The sequence below is a fragment of the Pseudomonas sp. SWRI111 genome, from assembly GCF_014268555.1.
In the GTDB taxonomy this organism is placed as follows: Bacteria; Pseudomonadota; Gammaproteobacteria; order Pseudomonadales; family Pseudomonadaceae; genus Aquipseudomonas; species Aquipseudomonas hamedanensis.
In genome coordinates this window covers 190,120-208,256 of sequence record NZ_JABWQQ010000006.1, presented here as the reverse complement: position 1 = coordinate 208,256, position 18,137 = coordinate 190,120, and the positions used below count along the sequence as shown (strand labels likewise).

At 60.8% G+C, this 18,137-nt stretch carries 17 protein-coding genes and 1 tRNA gene; 12 read left to right on the top strand and 6 right to left on the bottom strand.

Features of this window, described 5'->3' with window-relative positions; translation table 11 throughout:
- Positions 1-35 precede the first annotated feature (35 nt).
- Both HU755_RS10410 and HU755_RS10405 read left to right on the top strand, forming a co-directional pair.
- On the top strand, positions 36-1,370 hold the full coding sequence (locus HU755_RS10410; RefSeq protein WP_346655430.1) for an OprD family outer membrane porin: 1,335 nt from the start codon (positions 36-38) through the stop codon (positions 1,368-1,370).
- A gap of 28 nt (positions 1,371-1,398) precedes the next feature.
- A complete protein-coding gene (locus tag HU755_RS10405) occupies positions 1,399-1,665 on the top strand; it encodes a hypothetical protein (RefSeq protein WP_186632163.1) in 267 nt (88 codons plus the stop codon).
- 71 nt (positions 1,666-1,736) lie between these two features.
- On the opposite strand, the gene HU755_RS10400 is transcribed toward HU755_RS10405, so the two are convergent.
- Positions 1,737-1,813: transfer RNA gene (locus HU755_RS10400), tRNA-Arg, on the bottom strand.
- A gap of 431 nt (positions 1,814-2,244) precedes the next feature.
- On the opposite strand from HU755_RS10400, the gene gabD reads away from it, so the two are divergent.
- From gabD to HU755_RS10385, 3 genes are all read left to right on the top strand, one after another.
- Positions 2,245-3,687, top strand: coding sequence for an NADP-dependent succinate-semialdehyde dehydrogenase (gene gabD, locus HU755_RS10395; protein ID WP_186548616.1), 1,443 nt, complete (start codon positions 2,245-2,247; stop codon positions 3,685-3,687).
- Between the two features lie 184 nt (positions 3,688-3,871).
- Positions 3,872-5,149, top strand: coding sequence for a 4-aminobutyrate--2-oxoglutarate transaminase (gene gabT / locus HU755_RS10390; protein WP_186548613.1), 1,278 nt, complete (start codon positions 3,872-3,874; stop codon positions 5,147-5,149).
- Between the two features lie 135 nt (positions 5,150-5,284).
- Positions 5,285-6,496, top strand: a complete 1,212-nt coding sequence (locus HU755_RS10385) for a response regulator (protein WP_186632160.1) — start codon at positions 5,285-5,287, stop codon at positions 6,494-6,496.
- A 134-nt stretch (positions 6,497-6,630) separates the two neighbouring features.
- Here HU755_RS10385 and HU755_RS10380 read toward each other — a convergent pair whose 3' ends face one another.
- A complete protein-coding gene (locus HU755_RS10380; protein ID WP_186632157.1) occupies positions 6,631-7,620 on the bottom strand; it encodes a sensor domain-containing diguanylate cyclase in 990 nt (329 codons plus the stop codon).
- 238 nt (positions 7,621-7,858) lie between these two features.
- Positions 7,859-9,037: a delta-9 fatty acid desaturase DesA gene (desA, locus tag HU755_RS10375; RefSeq protein WP_186548607.1), complete on the bottom strand. Its 1,179-nt coding sequence runs from the start codon at positions 9,035-9,037 to the stop codon at positions 7,859-7,861.
- 146 nt (positions 9,038-9,183) lie between these two features.
- On the opposite strand from desA, the gene dibA reads away from it, so the two are divergent.
- The 6 genes from dibA (at position 9,184) to HU755_RS10345 (ending at position 15,616) form a co-directional block, all read left to right on the top strand.
- Positions 9,184-11,103 (top strand): phosphodiesterase DibA, encoded by a 1,920-nt coding sequence (dibA, locus tag HU755_RS10370; RefSeq protein ID WP_186632154.1) that lies wholly within the window; start codon positions 9,184-9,186, stop codon positions 11,101-11,103.
- 290 nt (positions 11,104-11,393) lie between these two features.
- Positions 11,394-11,576, top strand: a complete 183-nt coding sequence (gene oscA / locus HU755_RS10365) for a sulfur starvation response protein OscA (RefSeq protein ID WP_186548605.1) — start codon at positions 11,394-11,396, stop codon at positions 11,574-11,576.
- A 156-nt stretch (positions 11,577-11,732) separates the two neighbouring features.
- Complete coding sequence (locus HU755_RS10360) at positions 11,733-12,746, top strand: sulfate ABC transporter substrate-binding protein (protein WP_186548603.1); 1,014 nt, start codon at positions 11,733-11,735, stop codon at positions 12,744-12,746.
- 173 nt (positions 12,747-12,919) lie between these two features.
- The gene (gene cysT, locus HU755_RS10355) at positions 12,920-13,738 is read left to right on the top strand and encodes a sulfate ABC transporter permease subunit CysT (RefSeq protein WP_007917680.1); all 819 of its coding nucleotides are present in this window, start codon (positions 12,920-12,922) and stop codon (positions 13,736-13,738) included.
- 12 nt (positions 13,739-13,750) lie between these two features.
- Entirely contained in the window at positions 13,751-14,623 is an 873-nt protein-coding gene (gene cysW / locus HU755_RS10350; protein WP_007917679.1) for a sulfate ABC transporter permease subunit CysW, read from the top strand.
- Positions 14,624-14,626: 3 nt separating this feature from the next.
- Positions 14,627-15,616: a sulfate/molybdate ABC transporter ATP-binding protein gene (locus HU755_RS10345; RefSeq protein ID WP_186632151.1), complete on the top strand. Its 990-nt coding sequence runs from the start codon at positions 14,627-14,629 to the stop codon at positions 15,614-15,616.
- 107 nt (positions 15,617-15,723) lie between these two features.
- Here the strand turns inward: HU755_RS10345 and HU755_RS10340 are convergent, their stop codons facing one another.
- Entirely contained in the window at positions 15,724-16,248 is a 525-nt protein-coding gene (locus HU755_RS10340; protein ID WP_186619382.1) for a DUF962 domain-containing protein, read from the bottom strand.
- A gap of 84 nt (positions 16,249-16,332) precedes the next feature.
- On the opposite strand from HU755_RS10340, the gene HU755_RS10335 reads away from it, so the two are divergent.
- Positions 16,333-17,010: a Crp/Fnr family transcriptional regulator gene (locus tag HU755_RS10335; RefSeq protein WP_186632148.1), complete on the top strand. Its 678-nt coding sequence runs from the start codon at positions 16,333-16,335 to the stop codon at positions 17,008-17,010.
- A 125-nt stretch (positions 17,011-17,135) separates the two neighbouring features.
- Here the strand turns inward: HU755_RS10335 and uraH are convergent, their stop codons facing one another.
- Both uraH and HU755_RS10325 read right to left on the bottom strand, forming a co-directional pair.
- Positions 17,136-17,546 carry a hydroxyisourate hydrolase gene (gene uraH, locus HU755_RS10330; RefSeq protein WP_186632145.1) on the bottom strand — a complete coding sequence of 137 codons (411 nt, stop codon included), beginning with the start codon at positions 17,544-17,546 and terminating at the stop codon, positions 17,136-17,138.
- An 11-nt stretch (positions 17,547-17,557) separates the two neighbouring features.
- Complete coding sequence (locus tag HU755_RS10325; protein ID WP_186619385.1) at positions 17,558-18,043, bottom strand: heme-binding protein; 486 nt, start codon at positions 18,041-18,043, stop codon at positions 17,558-17,560.
- Positions 18,044-18,137: the final 94 nt, after the last annotated feature.

Sequence of the window (18,137 nt, the reverse complement as noted above, 5' to 3'; positions counted from 1 at the left end):
GGCACGTTTTGATGAAAGCACATGTATTTCGCGCGATGGTCGCAACCCTGGCCGTCGTGCCATCCGGCTGGGCCGCCGAAGCGGTATCGCCGCAGGATCAGGCCACAGGCCTGCTCGACGGTAGCCAGCTGAACCTGAACTTGCGCCACTATTATTCCAATCAGCACACCCAGCGCAGCACGCACCTGGTGATCAAGAAAAACGGCGTGGCACAGCCAACCCGCGAGCGCATCACCTGGGTGCAGACCGGCATGCTCAATTACAGCTCCGGCTACACTCAGGGTGATTTGGGATTGGGTGTGGATGCCTCATTGTTCAGCGCGGTCACCCTCGAACGCGGCCACGGCGCGGTTGCCAATGGCGGCGACCGCGTACTGGTCGACAGCGCGGGCGACGCCGTGCCGACCTGGAGCCGGCTGGGGGTAGGGGCGATGAAGTTGCGGATGTCGAGCACCGAGCTCAAGGCCGGGCGCATGCTCACGGAAAATCCGATCCTGCGCTACAAAGACAACCGCGCCCTGCCTTCCACCTTCCAGGGCGTTGCCCTCAACAGCAACGAACGCGACTGGCTGGCGCTGCAAGCAGGAAGTTTCGAGCGCGCCATTCCGCGCACCGGCAGCGGTAGCGAACGCCTGACCACCACCTTCGGCAATCGCGCCTACAGCGGCTCGCGCATCAGCTACGCCGGTGGCACTGCCAAGAGTCCGGGCGGCCTGACCTTCAGCGCCTACGGCTCGCGCTTCGAAGACATGTGGCAGCAGTATTATCTGGGCGTGATTCATCAGGCCGGCAGCCGCGCGGATCTGGCTGTGAAAACCAGTTTCAACTATTACCGCACCCGCGATCAGGGCGAGCAGCATCTGGGCTTTATCGATAACGACGCCTATAGCCTGGCGGTGACCGCCGCCCACGGTGCCCATGCGCTGACCGGCGCCTGGCAGCAGGTGTCCGGCGACGAGTACTTCGACTACGTATGGGAATCGACCGGCAACTACATGGCCAACTCGCTCTACTCGGACTACAACGGTCCCAACGAAAAATCCTGGCAGGTGCGCTATGACCTTGATCTGGCCAGCTACGGCATTGCGGGCCTGACCGCCAGCCTTTGGCATGCCAAGGGCTGGAACATCGACGGCACTCACTACGACGGCGATCGTGCAGGTCGTAACGCGGGCTACAACGTGCGCGGCCTCGACCGTGCCAAACACAACGAGAACGGTTTGATGGTCGCTTATGTCGTGCAGTCCGGGACTCTGAAAAACACCGTGCTGCGCAGCATCGTCTACAACCACCGGGCCAGTGGCGGGCAGATTGACGGCAGCTACGACGAGTTTCGGCTGGTGGCGAACGTACCGTTCAATCTGTTCTGAGCATTTGTCGGTTTTCGCACCCAGCCATTTGGCATTGCCTCGCAAAAACGCGCACTATCGGCTTATTGCCGATGCGCTGGAGGACACCGTGGCACCGAAAATCGACCGCATCGCCCAGTTACTCAACTGCCCGCAAAAGGGCGAGGACATGCGGCGAGCGATTACCGAGACGCGTAAGGAATTTCTGCTGAATCAGCCGCAAGAGGATGTGCTTGAAGAAGAGGACATCTTTGAAGAAGAGGTTGAGGAGGAAGACGATGATGATTACGACGAGTTTGACTGGACGACGGAGTAAAGCCGACGTGTTTGCATCAGCCACAAAAAAGCCCCGGACCATCACAGTCCGGGGCTTTCTCGTTTGATTCGTGGTGCACCAGGCGGGATTCGAACCCACGACCCCTGCCTTCGGAGGGCAGTACTCTATCCAGCTGAGCTACTGGTGCAGCGGGCGACATCATACCTAGGTCGGCTCGGGGCGTCCATGCCGGGTTTGGCGGGTTTTGTCAGTGCGCGTGTCGGCGCAAATCGTGGCATTCCATAAAGCGGTAACGTTCTGCAAAACCCTCGCTTGGCGCTTTGCCGGGACTGTTCTATGGTTTTTCCTGCAGCAAGGGCGTTGGGTGCGTTGATCTGAAAAACGGCAATTTTGTTCTTTTTTTCGAACGACCTATTGTCCTTTACCCCCTTTGAACCTACGATCCGTTTGAGATTTCAAACGCTCTCTGGTCGGGTGTTGCAGCGCCGGTGTCACCCAGCGTGCACGGTTGAGGCGCCACACCCGGTCGCTGATTTCCCTGACGGCAGCCTTGCGAGGCGCCTTTCTACAATCATAATTTGCTCCGCGCCGGTCGCGGTGCTGTTAAGGAAAGCCGACATGCAGCTTAAAGACACCCTGTTGTTCCGCCAGCAAGCCTTCATCGATGGCGCTTGGGTCGATGCGGACAACGGTCAGACGATCAAGGTCAACAACCCGGCCACTGGCGAAATCCTCGGCACCGTGCCGAAGATGGGCGCGGCTGAAACCCGCCGTGCCATTGAAGCGGCCGACAAGGCGCTGCCGGCCTGGCGTGCACTGACCGCCAAGGAGCGTGCTGGCAAGCTGCGTCGCTGGTTCGAACTGATGATCGAAAACCAGGACGACCTCGCGCGCCTGATGACCCTCGAGCAGGGCAAGCCGCTGGCCGAGGCCAAGGGTGAAATCGTTTACGCCGCGTCGTTCATCGAGTGGTTCGCCGAAGAAGCCAAGCGCATCTACGGTGACGTGATCCCGGGCCATCAGCCGGACAAACGCCTGATCGTGATCAAGCAACCGATCGGCGTGACCGCCGCCATTACCCCGTGGAACTTCCCGGCGGCGATGATCACCCGTAAAGCCGGCCCGGCGCTGGCCGCCGGTTGCACCATGGTGCTCAAGCCGGCTTCGCAAACCCCTTTCTCGGCTTTCGCCCTTGCAGAACTGGCGCAGCGTGCGGGCATTCCGGCAGGCGTGTTCAGCGTGGTCTCCGGCAGCGCCGGCGACATCGGCAGCGAGCTGACCAGCAACCCGATCGTGCGCAAACTGTCCTTCACCGGCTCGACCGAAATCGGTCGCCAGTTGATGGCCGAGTGCGCCAAGGACATCAAGAAAGTCTCGCTGGAGCTGGGCGGCAACGCGCCGTTCATCGTGTTTGACGATGCCGATCTGGATAAGGCCGTCGAAGGCGCGATCATTTCCAAATACCGCAACAACGGCCAGACCTGCGTCTGCGCCAACCGTCTGTACATTCAGGATTCGGTCTACGACGCGTTCGCCGAAAAACTCAAAGTGGCTGTGGCCAAGCTGAAGATCGGCAACGGTCTGGAAGACGGCACCACCACCGGCCCGCTGATCGATGAAAAAGCCGTGGCCAAGGTTCAGGAACACATCGCCGACGCAGTGAGCAAAGGCGCGACCGTGCTGGCTGGCGGCAAGCCGATGGAAGGTAACTTCTTCGAGCCGACCATCCTGACCAACGTGCCGAAAAACGCAGCCGTGGCCAAGGAAGAAACCTTTGGTCCGCTGGCGCCGCTGTTCCGTTTCAAAGACGAAGCCGAAGTGATCGCGATGTCCAACGACACCGAATTCGGTCTGGCATCGTACTTCTATGCGCGTGACCTGGGCCGCGTGTTCCGTGTTGCCGAAGCGTTGGAATACGGCATGGTCGGCGTCAACACCGGGCTGATCTCCAACGAAGTCGCGCCGTTCGGCGGCATCAAGGCCTCGGGCCTGGGCCGCGAGGGCTCCAAATACGGCATCGAAGATTATCTGGAAATCAAATACCTCTGCCTGGGCATCTAAGCCCTGCAAGAGATCGCTGTAAACGCAAAGGGCACGAGAGCGCTGTCCCTTTGCGTCGTTTCAAACCGAAATTTCTCTGCGGCCGGGAACGCCGTGGCAGTCGATCATCGCATGCTGCCACCGCCGATTCCTCCCGCTTCATCCTTGAACCGCGCCGCCCGATGAGCGGCGAATGAGGACTGTAATGAGCAAGACTAACGCTGAACTGATGGCCCGTCGCACCGCAGCTGTTCCACGTGGTGTCGGCCAGATTCACCCGATTTTCGCCGAATCGGCAAAGAACGCCACCGTGACCGACGTTGAAGGTCGTGAGTTCATCGACTTCGCCGGCGGCATCGCCGTACTGAACACCGGCCACGTACACCCGAAAATCATCGCCGCCGTGACCGAGCAGCTGAACAAGCTGACCCACACCTGCTTCCAGGTGCTGGCCTACGAGCCGTACGTGGAGCTGTGCGAAAAAATCAACGCCAAGGTGCCAGGTGATTTCGCCAAGAAAACCCTGCTGGTGACCACTGGTTCCGAAGCCGTGGAAAACGCCGTGAAGATCGCCCGCGCCGCCACTGGTCGTGCCGGCGTGATCGCCTTCACCGGCGCCTATCACGGCCGCACCATGATGACCCTGGGCCTGACCGGTAAAGTCGTGCCGTACTCGGCCGGCATGGGCCTGATGCCCGGTGGCATCTTCCGCGCGCTGTACCCGAACGAGTTGCACGGCGTGAGCATCGATGATTCGATCGCTTCCATCGAGCGCATCTTCAAGAACGACGCCGAGCCGAAAGACATCGCCGCGATCATCATCGAGCCGGTCCAGGGCGAAGGTGGTTTCTACGTCGCGCCGAAAGAGTTCATGAAGCGTCTGCGCGCGCTGTGCGACCAGCACGGCATCCTGCTGATCGCTGACGAAGTGCAGACTGGCGCTGGCCGTACGGGCACGTTCTTCGCCATGGAACAGATGGGCGTTGCCGCTGACCTGACCACCTTCGCCAAATCCATCGCAGGTGGCTTCCCGCTGGCCGGTGTTTGCGGCAAGGCCGAGTACATGGACGCCATTGCCCCGGGCGGTCTGGGCGGCACCTACGCCGGTAGCCCGATCGCTTGCGCGGCTGCGCTGGCGGTCATGGAAGTGTTCGAAGAAGAACAACTGCTGGACCGCTGCAAGGCTGTCGGCGAGCGTCTGGTCACCGGCCTGAAGGCGATCCAGGCCAAGTACCCGGTGATCGGTGAAGTGCGTGCGCTGGGCGCGATGATCGCGGTGGAGCTGTTCGAAAACGGCGACAGCCACAAGCCGAACGCGGCGGCCGTTGCGTCGGTCGTGGCCAAGGCGCGCGACAAGGGTCTGATCCTGCTGTCGTGCGGCACTTACGGCAACGTGCTGCGCGTACTCGTACCGCTGACCTCGCCGGACGAGCAACTGGACAAAGGCCTGGCGATCATCGAAGAGTGCTTCGCTGAACTCTGATCCGATGGTGTGACCTGCTCTACAAAAACCCGCTTCGGCGGGTTTTTTTACGGCCCTTGAACCACATCGGACGCGTTTGCGCTGTATCGAATGGCCAGCATTGGCTAAGGTTCAGGCATTGCAAGGAGAGCGCGCATGAATGCCGTTGATTTACCCGCCGCACCCAGGGTGCTGATTGCCGAGGCGGACCCGTGGTCTCGCGACCTGCTCAAGCAGGTGCTGCTGAACGTGCGTTGCGACGCCCGCCTGGATCTGTGCGCCGACGGCCAGCAAGCCATGTCACTGCTCAGTGAGGTGCCGTATGACTTGGCTATCGTCGACTGGGAGCTGCCCGGTGTCGATGGTCTGAACGTGCTGCGCAGCGTGCGCCAGCGCAAGCGCAATCCGCCGCTGCCGTTCATCCTGATGAGCAGTCGCAACGACAGCGCCAGTGTCCGCGAAGCCATCCCGCTGGCGCCGACGGCGTACCTGACCAAACCGCTGAACATGGAAGGCCTGACCGAGCGCTTGCAGGGTTTGTTGCTCAATGCCGGCGAAGCCGTGGTTTGCGAAGTGCCGATCCTGGCGCCGGGTATGACTCTGGCGGTGTTTCTTGAACGGCGTCGCGAGCAGGCGGATGGCGCGCCGCTGATGACCGACGTGCAGGTGGCGGTCAAGCGCAGCCTCAATCCCGAGGGGCTGGATCTGAAGCTGCTGGAGCAAGAAGTCCGTACCGATCCGCAGATTACCGCCGTGTTGATCGCGGCCGCCAACAGTGCAGCACAGCACCATGGCGCGCCGGTGCAGACGCTGGCTCAAGCCCTGCATCGACTCGGCACCGGCCAGAGCATGAATCTGATCCTGGGGTTGGCGCTCAAGCGCAGTGCCCGCCTCAGCGATCCGTGTCTGGCCGATTACGCCGAGCGCTACTGGGGCCTGTCGCTGCACACCGCAGAATACGCACGCACCCTGGCGCGCTTGCTCGATCTGGATCAGGAGCGCTGCTATTGCGCCGGGATGCTGCATCGGCTCGGCGATCTGGCGTTGCTGCGTTGTTTGCAGGAGTGGCAGCAGGCGGGCGGTGCGCTTGATGATCAGGAAGAGGTCGGCGAAGCATTGGCGCAGTTCGGTGCGGCGTATGGATCGGCGCTGCGGACACGCTGGCGCCTGCCACTGGAACTGCGCGAGTTGATTGCCTCGGTTTATGCGCTGGGCGGCGGGGTTTACTCCCGCGAGGCGCTGGTGATGAACATGGCCGCGCAGATGGCGCGGCTGACTGAACATGAAGGTGTCGAAGAACTGGCGAAAAGCCGCACGGCGCGTTTGCTGAAGATCGGGTTGCCGGAATTGATACGGATGCGAAAGTAACCGGTCTACACAACCCCCCTGTAGGAGTGAGCCTGCTCGCGAAGCGGAGTGTCAGTTATTTAAGTTTCGTCTGACACTCCGCTTTCGCGAGCAGGCTCACTCCTACAGGGGAATGTGTTGAATCTGAAATTGGGTCAGGCCGCAATAATCCGGTTCTTGCCTTGGCGCTTGGCTTCGTACATCGCCGCGTCCGCCCGGGCGAACAGGCTGTCGAGGCTTGCGTCGGCCTCGGTGAGGCTGGTCAGACCCTGGCTGACCGTGATGCCATACGTCTGTCCTTCATGGCTGAAGCGCAAACGCTGGATTTCCTGTTGCAAGCGTTCGGCCACCTGAACCGCCATGTCTGGCGCGCAGCCCGGAAATACCGCGGCAAATTCTTCGCCGCCAATGCGCCCGAACAAGTCGCCACGCCGTAAAGATCCGCGCCCGCAATCGGCGATCCGTTGCAGCACATGGTCGCCCTCCGGGTGTCCGTAGCTGTCGTTGATCACTTTGAAATCATCGATGTCCAGCAGCAGGAATGCCAGCGGGGTGCCCTGCAGGCGGGCCTGTTCGAACTCGCGGTGGGCACATTCGAAGAAGTGGCGGCGGTTGCTGCTTTGCGTGAGCACGTCGGTCGTTGCCAGACGTTGCAGCTCGGTCTCCATGTGCTTTTTGTCGGTGATGTCTTCGGCGATGCCGACGATGATCACCGGTTGCCCCGGCTCGTCCTGACGGTTGATGAAGCATTTGTCGCTGAGCCAACGCACCTGTCCATCGGCCGCGATGATGCGGTACTCGCGATCTTCCACCGCCCCTTTGTGCAGGACTTCGGCGAGGCTCTGTTCGGCATATTCCAGGTCATCGGGATAAATACTGTCACGCCACTGGTTGTAATCAGCCAGCAGCAGTGCGGCGGAACGGCCGAAGACCCGTTCGTAGGCGGGGCTGACGTAGAGCACTTGCCGGGTTTCCCAATTGAAGGCCCATAACACGGCGTTGACGCTGACCAGCAGCGAACTGATCAGTTGTTCGCGTTCGCTCAGCCGGGCGACTTCGCCCTGGGCGTGCATGAGCGCCACAAGGGTTTGCGCGGCTTCGGGCCACTGCGCAAGGGGGGTGTCTTTCTGGTTATTGTTGACCATCGGCACAGATCTCAAAGGGCGTGCCGCAATATCGACAACGGCCACAGAACAGCCCGCCGGGATGGCGAAGTGCTTTTGAGATAGGGGAATTTTGCCGAAGTTCCGCGCTTTTGGTTGCGAGGTGGTGTGCTTCCGCCGGGTGGTACGGGTGACGCGTCTTTTGGAAAAACGCGTCACCCGATTTCGCGACTGCTGCGCAGCCGAACGGGGATAAATCCCCTCGCCACAGGGGCAGCGGTTACGCTGGACGCAGCGAGTAGGTTTTCAGCTGATCGGCAAATTCACGCAGGGACTGGATACCGCTGGCCTCCGCCTCGTGAATCCATTCCTTGATGGCTGCGAGCATGTCGTGACCATTGGAGCTGGTCTTGACCCAGATCTGCTGCAATGCCAGGCGTTTTTCGTAAATGACCTTCAGCGCCTGACTGTGCTCGAGCATGCTCTGTATGCGCAGATGATGACGATCTTCCAGCAGGCTGGTTTCCCGCGACAGCAGGCGCTTGGCCCGGTGGAACTGGTGGCGCACCGAATGATCGACCTTGGCCAGTTCCTGCGTGACCAGCGGACCGATGACCAGCTTTCGGTACTGGGCCATGATCTGGAAACGGTTGTTGAGGATCGCCATCGCGGTGTCCATGTCCAGGCTGCCCTTGCCTTCGACGCGGTGGGCAATCGGGGCGACGCGCTGCACCTTGGCCAGACCCAGGAAGCTGAAGACTTTGATCCACGCCCAACCGAGGTCGAACTCCCATTTCTTCACCGATAGCTTGGCCGAGTTGGGGTAGGTGTGATGGTTGTTGTGCAGTTCTTCGCCGCCGATCAGGATGCCCCACGGCACCAGATTGGTCGCCGCGTCGCGGCATTCGAAGTTGCGGTAGCCGACGGCATGGCCCAGGCCGTTGATCACGCCGGCGGCCCACACCGGGATCCACATCATCTGGATCGCCCAGATGGTGATGCCGATGGTGCCGAACAGCAGCAAGTCGATCACGCCCATGATCGCCACGCCGAGCAGCGGGTAGCGGCTGTAAACGTTGCGCTCGACCCAGTCTTCAGGGCAGTTTTTGCCGTAGATGCGCAGGGTTTCCGGGTTCTGCGCTTCGGCGCGGTACAGCTCGGCACCGGTGCGCAATACCGTGGAAAGGCCTTTGACGACCGGGCTGTGCGGGTCATCTTCGGTTTCGCATTTGGCATGGTGTTTACGGTGGATAGCGGTCCACTCGCGGGTGTTCTGCGCCGTGGTCAGCCACAGCCAGAAGCGGAAGAAATGTTTCAGGCCAGCGTTCAGCTCAAGGGAACGGTGCGCCGAATAGCGGTGCAGATAGACCGTGACGGCGACAATCGTCACATGGGTCATCAGCAGGGTGACCGCGACCAGAGACCAGGCCGACAAGCCAAGAAAACCTTCGTACCACATAGGCTATAGGGCCCTCGATAAAGATAAAAACAGCCGTTGCATTATCACTAAGCACACAGATAAAACCAGTCGCCCTTCAAGAGAAGCGTCGCTGGATGTTTCTTGACCTATAATTCCAACCTTTTTGTAGGGACATGGACAGTCGAATGCCTGCCACTTATCGCGATGCCTTGCGTGCAGCGCTGCTCTATCTGGTACTTGCCGTGGTCTGGCTGCAAGGCACTGATCATTTATTAAACAATTTCTTCCATGACCCCGTCGATGTTGTCCGATGGCAACTGATCAACGGTTATGTGCTGGCCGCGATCAGCGCCGGGCTGATTTTCGTGGCGCGGGCACGCCTGTGCGCGTTTATCGGCATCGGTGCGCGCTTGCGTGAGCGCCACGCTGACCGCGAGCGCCTGCGGCAGGCCGCCGCCGTGTTCGATTGCACCCGCGAAGGGGTGCTGGTCACCGATCGTCAGGGATTGATCGTCCACGTCAATCGCGCCTTTATGGCGATCACCGGCTACCAGCGCGACGAAGTGATCGGCCAGCAGCCCAGCCTGTTCAAGTCTGGCCATCACCCGCCGGGTTTCTATCAGGCAATGTTCGCCACGCTGAGCGCGTCCGGCGAGTGGAGCGGCGAAATCTGGAACCGTCGTAAAAGCGGCGAGATCTATCCGCAATGGCAAACCATCCGCGTCATTCACGATGACCAGGGCCGGCTCAGCCATTACGTGGCGGTGTTTTCCGATATCACCGCCATCAAGAATTCCGAGCAGGAACTCAAGCACCTCGCCCACCACGATCCGCTGACGGACCTGCCCAACCGCCTGCTGTTCAGCGACCGCGCCGAACAAGCGCTGGCGTCGGCCCAGACACACAGGCACGGATGTGCGCTGTTGATGCTCGATCTGGATCATTTCAAGCTGATCAACGACAGCCTGGGGCATAACGTCGGCGATCGCCTGCTCAAGGCTGTGGCGGCGCGCTTGCAGGGCCTGTTCGGGGCGGGCATCACCCTGGCGCGGCTTGGCGGTGATGAATTCGCGCTGCTGCTCGAACGTTGTCCACAGCCGGGACAGGCGGCGGCGTTGGCCCAGCGCATGCTCGATGCGCTCAAAGAGCCGTTCTGCATCGACGGCAATCAACTGTTCATCAATGCCAGTATCGGCATCAGTCTGTTTCCCAGTGACGCGCTGAACGCCGAGCAGTTTCTGCGCAATGCCGATGCGGCGCTGTCCAAGGCGAAAACCAGCGGGCGCAACGGTTATGCGCTGTACACCGAGGAACTCACCGCCCACGCGCAGCAACGGGTCGAAATCGCCTTCGAATTGCGGCGCGCACTGGAGCAGCAGGAGCTGCGGGTGTACTACCAACCGGTGCATGACTTGCAAACCAGCCGACTGATCGGCGTCGAGGCACTGGTGCGCTGGCAGCATCCGCAGCGGGGGCTGGTGTCGCCAGCGGAATTCATTCCGATTGCCGAGCGCACCGGGTTGATCGCCGACATCGACGCCTGGGTGATGCAGCAGGCCTGCCGGCAGATGTGCCAATGGCAGCAGAGCGGCGTAGTGCTGTCGTTCGTCGCCGTGAACGTGTCATCGCGCTTGTTTGCCCGGCGTGAGCTGTACCAGCAAGTGGCGCAGGTGCTGCACGACACCGGGCTGGATCCGGCCTGCCTGGAACTGGAAGTCACTGAAAGTGCGGTAATGGATGATCCGGAAGTGGCGCTTGAGCAGATGCATCGCTTGCGAGAGCTGGGCGTGCGCCTGGCCATCGATGATTTCGGCACGGGTTATTCGTCGCTGCTGCGGCTCAAGCGTCTGCCGGTACAGAAGCTGAAGATCGATCAGGGTTTCGTCGCCGGGCTGCCGTGGGACGAAGACGATGCGGCGATTGTCCGGGTGATTATCGCACTGGCCCGGAGCATGGGGATGCAGGTGCATGCCGAGGGAATCGAGCAGGTCGAGCAGGCGGCGTTTCTGCTGGATCAGGGGTGTGAGTTGGGTCAGGGGTATTGGTTTGCACGGCCCAGTCCTGCCCATGAAATTGATTGGGCACGCGCGCCGATGATCGGCTGAACCCCGCTGTGGCGAGGGAGCTTGCTCCCGCTGGGCTGCGTAGTAGCCCCCTTAAAAACGGCGAGCGCTTCGCACTCGAGCGGGAGCAAGCTCCCTCGCCACAGGGGGCGGCGGTGTTTTTAGGAACCTGCGACAGCGCGCAAACCCTTGCTCGGCCACATATTGTTTTTCCGGTTATATAAACATTCTTAAATAGTCTTTTTAAGAATATCTGTGGCTCTCTTATATTGCTCCCACGCCGAACGCAGTGCCGCCACTGCCAGGCAAATCCCCTTCAAAGGAGCAGCACCATGAGCGCATCCCTTCGCAGCGTTGACGGTCAGGACGAAAACACCATCTTGCGTGAAATCCAGAGCGCCCTGCGCGATCTGCGGTTCGGCGCGGTGGAGATCACTGTGCACAACGCTCAGGTCGTGCAGATAGAACGCAAAGAGAAATTCCGTTTGCAGCAACCGGGCAAGCAACCGGGCTGAGATCAAAAGATCGTCCGATCGCGGCCCGAGCCTGCGGCAGTTCCTGCGGGGAGCTTGATGTGGGAGCTGCCGCAGGCTGCGATCTTTGAACCGACACACCCGATCTTCGCAATACATAAGAAAAAGCCACCACCGAGAATCCCAGGAGCTTTCACCATGTCGTCGATTCGCCGTTACGCTTTGGCCGCGCTGGCCAGTGCCGTGTTTGCCGGTTCCGCCGTTGCCAAGGATTACGAGCTGCTTAACGTGTCGTATGACCCGACGCGCGAGCTGTATCAGGACTACAACGCTGAATTCATCAAGTTCTGGCAGAAGGATCACGCTGGCGACACGGTGAAAATCCAGCAATCGCATGGTGGCTCGGGTAAACAGGCGCGAGCAGTCATCGATGGTTTGCGTGCCGACGTTGTGACCCTGGCGCTGGCCGGCGACATTGACGAAGTGGCGAAACTCGGCAAGTCATTGCCTGCCGACTGGCAGACACGTTTGCCGCAAGCGAGCACACCGTACACCTCGACCATCGTGTTCCTGGTGCGCAAGGGCAACCCGAAAGGCATCAAGGACTGGGGCGATCTGATCAAGAATGACGTCTCGGTGATCACCCCTAACCCGAAAACCTCCGGCGGTGCCCGCTGGAACTTCCTTGCCGCGTGGGCCTACGGCCTGAAAGCCAACGGCGGTGACGAAGCCAAGGCCAAGCAATACGTGCAAACCCTGTTCAAGCACGTGCCGATCCTCGACACCGGCGCCCGTGGTTCAACCATCACTTTCGTCAACAACGGTCAGGGTGACGTGTTGCTGGCCTGGGAAAACGAAGCGTTCCTGGCGCTGAAAGAAGACGGCGGCGCGGACAAATTCGATATCGTCGTGCCTTCGCTGTCGATCCTCGCCGAACCGCCGGTGGCCGTGGTCGACAAGAACGCCGAAAAGAAGGGCAACGCGCAGATCGCCGAAGCCTATCTCAAGCATCTGTACAGCCCGGCCGGCCAGGAAATCGCCGCGAAAAACTTCTATCGTCCTCGTGACAAGGACGTCGCGGCCAAATACGCCCAGCAGTTCCCGAAACTGGAGCTGGTGACCATCGACAAGGACTTCGGCGGCTGGAAAAGCGCGCAGCCTAAATTCTTCAATGACGGTGGCGTGTTCGACCAGATTTATCAGGCGCAGTAAGCTGACTTCAGCCTCACATCAAGCCTGAAGCCAGGCGCGGAAAATGTGGGAGCGAGCTTGCTCGCGAAAGCGGAGTGTCAGACGACGTAAAGTTGACTGATACTCCCTCTTCGCGAGCAAGCCCGCTCCCACATTGGTGCGTTCAGCGGAATGCTTTTCAACCAGGGACTTATATGTCGCGTCGTATCTCCCCCGTCATACCCGGCTTCGGGCTGACACTGGGTTACACCTTGGTGTACCTCAGCCTGATTGTGCTTATCCCGCTGGCGGCGATGTTCGTCCACGCCGCCCAGCTGACCTGGGATCAGTTCTGGACGATCATCTCCGCACCGCGGGTGCTGGCGGCGTTGAAGCTGAGCTTCGGCACCGCGCTGTGCGCAGCGATCATCAACGGCATCATTGGCACGCTGCTGGCCTGGGTGCTGGTGCGCTACACCTTCCCCGGGCGCAAGGTGATCGACGCGATGATCGATCTGCCGTTCGCCCTGCCGACTGCTGTGGCCGGCATCGCCCTGACCGCGCTATACGCGCCGGCCGGACTGGTCGGGCAATTCGCCGCTGACCTCGGTTTCAAGATCGCCTACACGCCGTTGGGCATCACCCTGGCGCTGACCTTCGTTACGCTGCCCTTCGTGGTGCGCACGGTGCAACCGGTGCTGGCCGACATTCCCCGTGAAGTCGAAGAAGCTGCCGCCTGCCTCGGTGCGAAGCCGTGGCAAGTATTCCGCCACATCCTCGTACCCGCGCTGCTGCCCGCCTGGCTGACCGGTTTCGCCCTGGCATTTGCCCGTGGCGTCGGTGAGTACGGTTCGGTGATTTTCATCGCCGGCAACATGCCGATGAAAACCGAAATCCTGCCGCTGCTGATCATGGTCAAGCTCGACCAGTACGATTACACCGGCGCCACGGCCATCGGCGTGTTGATGCTGGTGGTGTCCTTTGTCCTGTTGCTGCTGATCAACTTGCTGCAGCGGCGCATCGAAACCCCATAAGGAGGCGCGAACATGTCCCAATCGTCTATTGCGGCCGCTTCCTCGGCCAATGCTGCGCGGCGCGGCAGCGCCACTTCGCGCAGAATCCTGATCGGTCTTGGCTGGCTGATCTTTTTCCTGTTTTTGCTGCTGCCATTATTCATCGTCGTATCGCAAGGTTTGAAGAATGGTCTCGGTGCATTCTTCACCGCAATCTTTGAACCGGATGCACTGTCGGCATTGAAACTCACCGTGTTCGCCGTGCTGATTTCGGTGCCGCTGAACCTGGTGTTCGGCGTCAGCGCAGCGTGGTGCGTGAGCAAGTACTCGTTCCGCGGCAAGAGCATGCTGGTGACGCTGATCGATCTGCCGTTCTCGGTATCGCCGGTGATCGCCGGTCTGGTCTACGTGCTGATGTTCGGCGCCCAGGGTCTGTTCGGGCCGTGGCTGCAGGATCACGACATCCAGATCGTCTTCGCTCTGCCGGGCATTGTGCTGGCGACGATTTTCGTCACCGTGCCGTTCGTGGCTCGTGAACTGATCCCGCTGATGCAGGAACAAGGCACTCAGGAAGAAGAAGCCGCACGGCTGCTGGGCGCCAATGGCTGGCAGATGTTCTGGCACGTCACCGTGCCCAACATCAAGTGGGGCCTGATCTATGGCGTGGTGCTGTGTACCGCGCGGGCCATGGGTGAATTCGGTGCGGTGTCGGTGGTGTCCGGGCACATTCGCGGGGTGACGAACACCTTGCCGCTGCACGTCGAGATCCTCTACAACGAATACAACCATGTGGCCGCGTTCGCCGTGGCGAGCCTGTTGCTGATCCTGGCGCTCTTCATCCTGCTGCTCAAGCAGTGGAGCGAAAACCGTATCAACCGCCTGCGCGCCAGCGCCGCGGAGGAATAATTCATGTCGATCGAAGTGCGTAACGTCAGCAAGAATTTCAATGCGTTCAAGGCGCTGGACAACATTAGCCTGGACATCCAGAGCGGTGAACTGGTGGCGCTGCTCGGCCCGTCGGGCTGCGGCAAGACTACGTTGCTGCGGATTATCGCCGGTCTGGAAACCCCGGATCAGGGCAACATCGTTTTCCATGGCGAGGACGTCTCCGGCCACGACGTGCGTGATCGCAACGTCGGTTTCGTGTTCCAGCATTACGCCTTGTTCCGCCACATGACCGTATTCGACAACGTCGCGTTCGGCCTGCGCATGAAACCGAAAAACCAACGCCCGAACGAAAGCCAGATCGCCGCCAAGGTTCATGAACTGCTGAACATGGTGCAACTGGACTGGTTGTCGGATCGCTACCCGGAGCAGTTGTCCGGTGGCCAGCGTCAGCGCATTGCCCTGGCCCGTGCCCTGGCGGTGGAGCCGAAAGTGCTGCTGCTCGACGAGCCGTTCGGTGCCCTCGACGCCAAGGTGCGTAAAGAACTGCGCCGCTGGCTGGCGCGTCTGCACGAGGACATCAACCTGACGTCGGTGTTCGTGACCCACGATCAGGAAGAAGCGATGGAAGTCGCCGACCGCATTGTGGTGATGAACAAGGGCGTGATCGAACAGATCGGCTCACCGGGCGACGTCTACGAAAACCCGGCCAGCGATTTCGTTTACCACTTTCTCGGTGATTCCAACCGTTTGCTGCTCAGCGACGACAACCACGTGCTGTTCCGCCCGCACGAGGTGTCGCTGTCCAGACATGAACTGGAAGATCACCATGCCGCTGAGGTGCGCGATATTCGCCCATTGGGCGCGACGACGCGGGTGACGCTGAAGGTGGAAGGGCAGACGGATCTGATTGAGGCCGAAGTGGTCAAGGATCACGACAGCCTGATCGGCCTGGCCAAGGGTGAGACCTTGTTCTTCAAACCCAAGGTCTGGCAGAAAGTCGCCAACCTTTAGAAGCAAAGCTTCGCGAGCAGGCTCGCTCCCACAGTGGATGGGTGTTGAACACAAAATTTGTGAACAACCAAAATCCCTGTGGGAGCGAGCCTGCTCGCGAATACGATCTAGACAGCCGCACGATTCGGATTGACCCGCACCGCTCCTGCCCGCGCTTCGATCGCCTGCTTCAACTCCTGCCGCATCCCCAGCAGAAACGCCAGCTCAGCCACGACAAACAGCGGCCCGACAATCAACCCGCTGATGTCATCGACAAACGCCGGTTTGCGCCCTTCGTAGTGGTGCCCGACAAACTGGATCACCCAGCCCACCACAAACATCGCCAACCCGCTGCTCAGCCAGACCATCGTGCTCTGCTGCGCCAGGGCATGCCCGGCCCAGACCGACAGGCCCATCAGCACCGTCATCAACACGCCGAGCTTCAGTTCCAGGCGCAGATAAAACCACGCCGAGGCGAGCGCCACCACAACGGCGGGGGACAGCCACAACGGGCCCAGCGACCACTGCGGTCGCGACAACAAGACAGCCACCGCCACCACAATCAGCGGAATGCCGATAAAGTGGCTGGCAATGTTGCGCGGGTCGCGGTGGTAGGCGGCGTATTGACTGAGGTGATCGACGAGGCTTTTCATTGTTGTTCCTCCAGTAGGGTTGACCGCATCATCCCTCGGGATCCGCGTTCGCTCTGTCGGGCAGGCGACACTCCAGGAGTGGTTATGGAAATTCGTGCACGGCTGCTGAGCGGCCAGTGGTTCAGTCATCTGCCGGTGTCCTTTCAGGATAGCCTGCTGGCGCTGGCCCGCGAGCGGCGGCTGACGACGGGGCAGCGTCTGTTCCAGCGTGGCGATGCGCCGTGCGGTCTGTACGCGGTGCTCGACGGCGCCGTGCGCATCGGCGCGGTCAGCGAGCAGGGTAAAGAGGCGTTGCTGAGCCTGGTGGAGGCGCCGCACTGGTTCGGTGAAATCTGTCTGTTCGACGGCCAGCCACGCACCCATGACGCCTATGCCGTCGGGTCGTGCACCTTGCTGAATATTCCGCAGGCAGCGTTGCTCAAGCTGCTCGATGAACAGCCGCTGTATTGGCGGCATCTGGCGCTGCTGATGAGCCATAAGTTGCGCCTGGCCTTTATCAACCTTGAACAGCTGAGCCTGTTGCCAGCCCCGGCGCGTCTGGCCCATCGCTTGCTGATGATTGCCGAAGGCTACGGCGAACTCGAGGCGCCACGTCGTGTGCTGCAACTGCCGCAGGAGCAATTGGCGGCGATGCTCGCGCTGTCCCGGCAGACCACTAATCAGATCCTCAAGGATTTGCAGGGACAGGGGATTATTGGTCTGGCGTACGGCGAAATCGAAATCCTCGACGCGGCGCGGTTGCGTGCGATGGCCACACTCTGACGAACGCCTCAAATCACCTGTGGGAGCGGGCTTGCTCGCGAAAGCGGAGTGTCAGTAAACGCATCCGTCGACTGACACTCCGCCTTCGCGAGCAAGCCCGCTCCCACATTTGATTGGCGTAGAGATCACGAACCGCGATAAGTCGAGAAACCGTACGGGCTGAGCAGCAGCGGGATGTGGTAGTGCTGATCAGTCTGCTTCACCTGGAAGATCACCGGAATTTCCGGGAAGAACGTCTCGTGCCTGGTCTTCTGGTAGTACTCGCCGGTCTTGAACACCACGCGGTATTCGCCCGCTTCGAAAGGCTGTTTGGCCGGGAACAGTTCGGCGATCCGCCCTTGCTCGTTGGTGGTGCCTTGCGCGAGCGGTTGCCAGTTCTCACCGACGTGTTTTTCCAGGGTGACGTTGATGCCCGGTGACGGCAGGCCGTTTTCCAGGTTAAGCACGTGGACGCTCAGCGGATTGCCGGCGGCCAGCGCCAGGCTTGAAGCAGCGCTCAGGCCTAGGGCGGCGAGGGTCATGCGCAGGGTGGTCATGGAGGATCTCCTTAGTGGGAACGGGTGATGGTCAGGCCGGATTTGTCGGCTGCGGCGAGGGCGCAGTTTTCGTCTTGCTCGCCGCCGCCGGAACCGGCCACGCCGATGGCGCCGACCAATTCGCTGCCGGCGAACAGCGGGATGCCGCCGCCCAGCAACAGCAACTCGTCGAGGGTGTTGAGGTTGGCGGTTTCCGGGTTGCTGCGGGCGCGTTCGGCAAACAGCCGCGTCGGCGTCTTGGTCGACAGCGCGGTGTAAGCCTTGCGCTGGCTGGCGGCGGTGTTGTGCGGGCCGACGCCATCGCCACGCAGGGTCACCAAGAGGTTGCCGCCACGGTCGAGTACCGACACCGTGCCGGTGCAACTGCTCATCGCTTTATCGGCCAGCCAGCGTGCGGTTTTCGAATCGAGATCGGCGTGACGCGGCAGTTCAGGCGTGGCGACGGCGGCGCCGCTGAGGCCGATCATCAGGCTGGCGACAAGGTATTTGACGGTCATGTGCAGGCTCCGGATGGGAAGGCCTGCACCTTAGCCGGCGCACTTCGTCAGAACCTCGTCAGTCTGATTACAAGTTTGTAATGGGCAACGGCGC

Bases quoted from the DNA above. Each gene is read 5' to 3' on its own strand.
- HU755_RS10410 (WP_346655430.1), top strand. From the start codon at position 36: ATGGTCGCAACCCTGGCCGTCGTGCCATCCGGCTGGGCCGCCGAAGCG.
- gabD (WP_186548616.1), top strand. From the start codon at position 2,245: ATGCAGCTTAAAGACACCCTGTTGTTCCGCCAGCAAGCCTTCATCGAT.
- gabT (WP_186548613.1), top strand. From the start codon at position 3,872: ATGAGCAAGACTAACGCTGAACTGATGGCCCGTCGCACCGCAGCTGTT.
- HU755_RS10385 (WP_186632160.1), top strand. From the start codon at position 5,285: ATGAATGCCGTTGATTTACCCGCCGCACCCAGGGTGCTGATTGCCGAG.
- HU755_RS10380 (WP_186632157.1), bottom strand. From the start codon at position 7,620: ATGGTCAACAATAACCAGAAAGACACCCCCCTTGCGCAGTGGCCCGAA.
- desA (WP_186548607.1), bottom strand. From the start codon at position 9,037: ATGTGGTACGAAGGTTTTCTTGGCTTGTCGGCCTGGTCTCTGGTCGCG.
- dibA (WP_186632154.1), top strand. From the start codon at position 9,184: ATGCCTGCCACTTATCGCGATGCCTTGCGTGCAGCGCTGCTCTATCTG.
- oscA (WP_186548605.1), top strand. From the start codon at position 11,394: ATGAGCGCATCCCTTCGCAGCGTTGACGGTCAGGACGAAAACACCATC.
- HU755_RS10360 (WP_186548603.1), top strand. From the start codon at position 11,733: ATGTCGTCGATTCGCCGTTACGCTTTGGCCGCGCTGGCCAGTGCCGTG.
- cysT (WP_007917680.1), top strand. From the start codon at position 12,920: ATGTCGCGTCGTATCTCCCCCGTCATACCCGGCTTCGGGCTGACACTG.
- cysW (WP_007917679.1), top strand. From the start codon at position 13,751: ATGTCCCAATCGTCTATTGCGGCCGCTTCCTCGGCCAATGCTGCGCGG.
- HU755_RS10345 (WP_186632151.1), top strand. From the start codon at position 14,627: ATGTCGATCGAAGTGCGTAACGTCAGCAAGAATTTCAATGCGTTCAAG.
- HU755_RS10340 (WP_186619382.1), bottom strand. From the start codon at position 16,248: ATGAAAAGCCTCGTCGATCACCTCAGTCAATACGCCGCCTACCACCGC.
- HU755_RS10335 (WP_186632148.1), top strand. From the start codon at position 16,333: ATGGAAATTCGTGCACGGCTGCTGAGCGGCCAGTGGTTCAGTCATCTG.
- uraH (WP_186632145.1), bottom strand. From the start codon at position 17,546: ATGACCACCCTGCGCATGACCCTCGCCGCCCTAGGCCTGAGCGCTGCT.
- HU755_RS10325 (WP_186619385.1), bottom strand. From the start codon at position 18,043: ATGACCGTCAAATACCTTGTCGCCAGCCTGATGATCGGCCTCAGCGGC.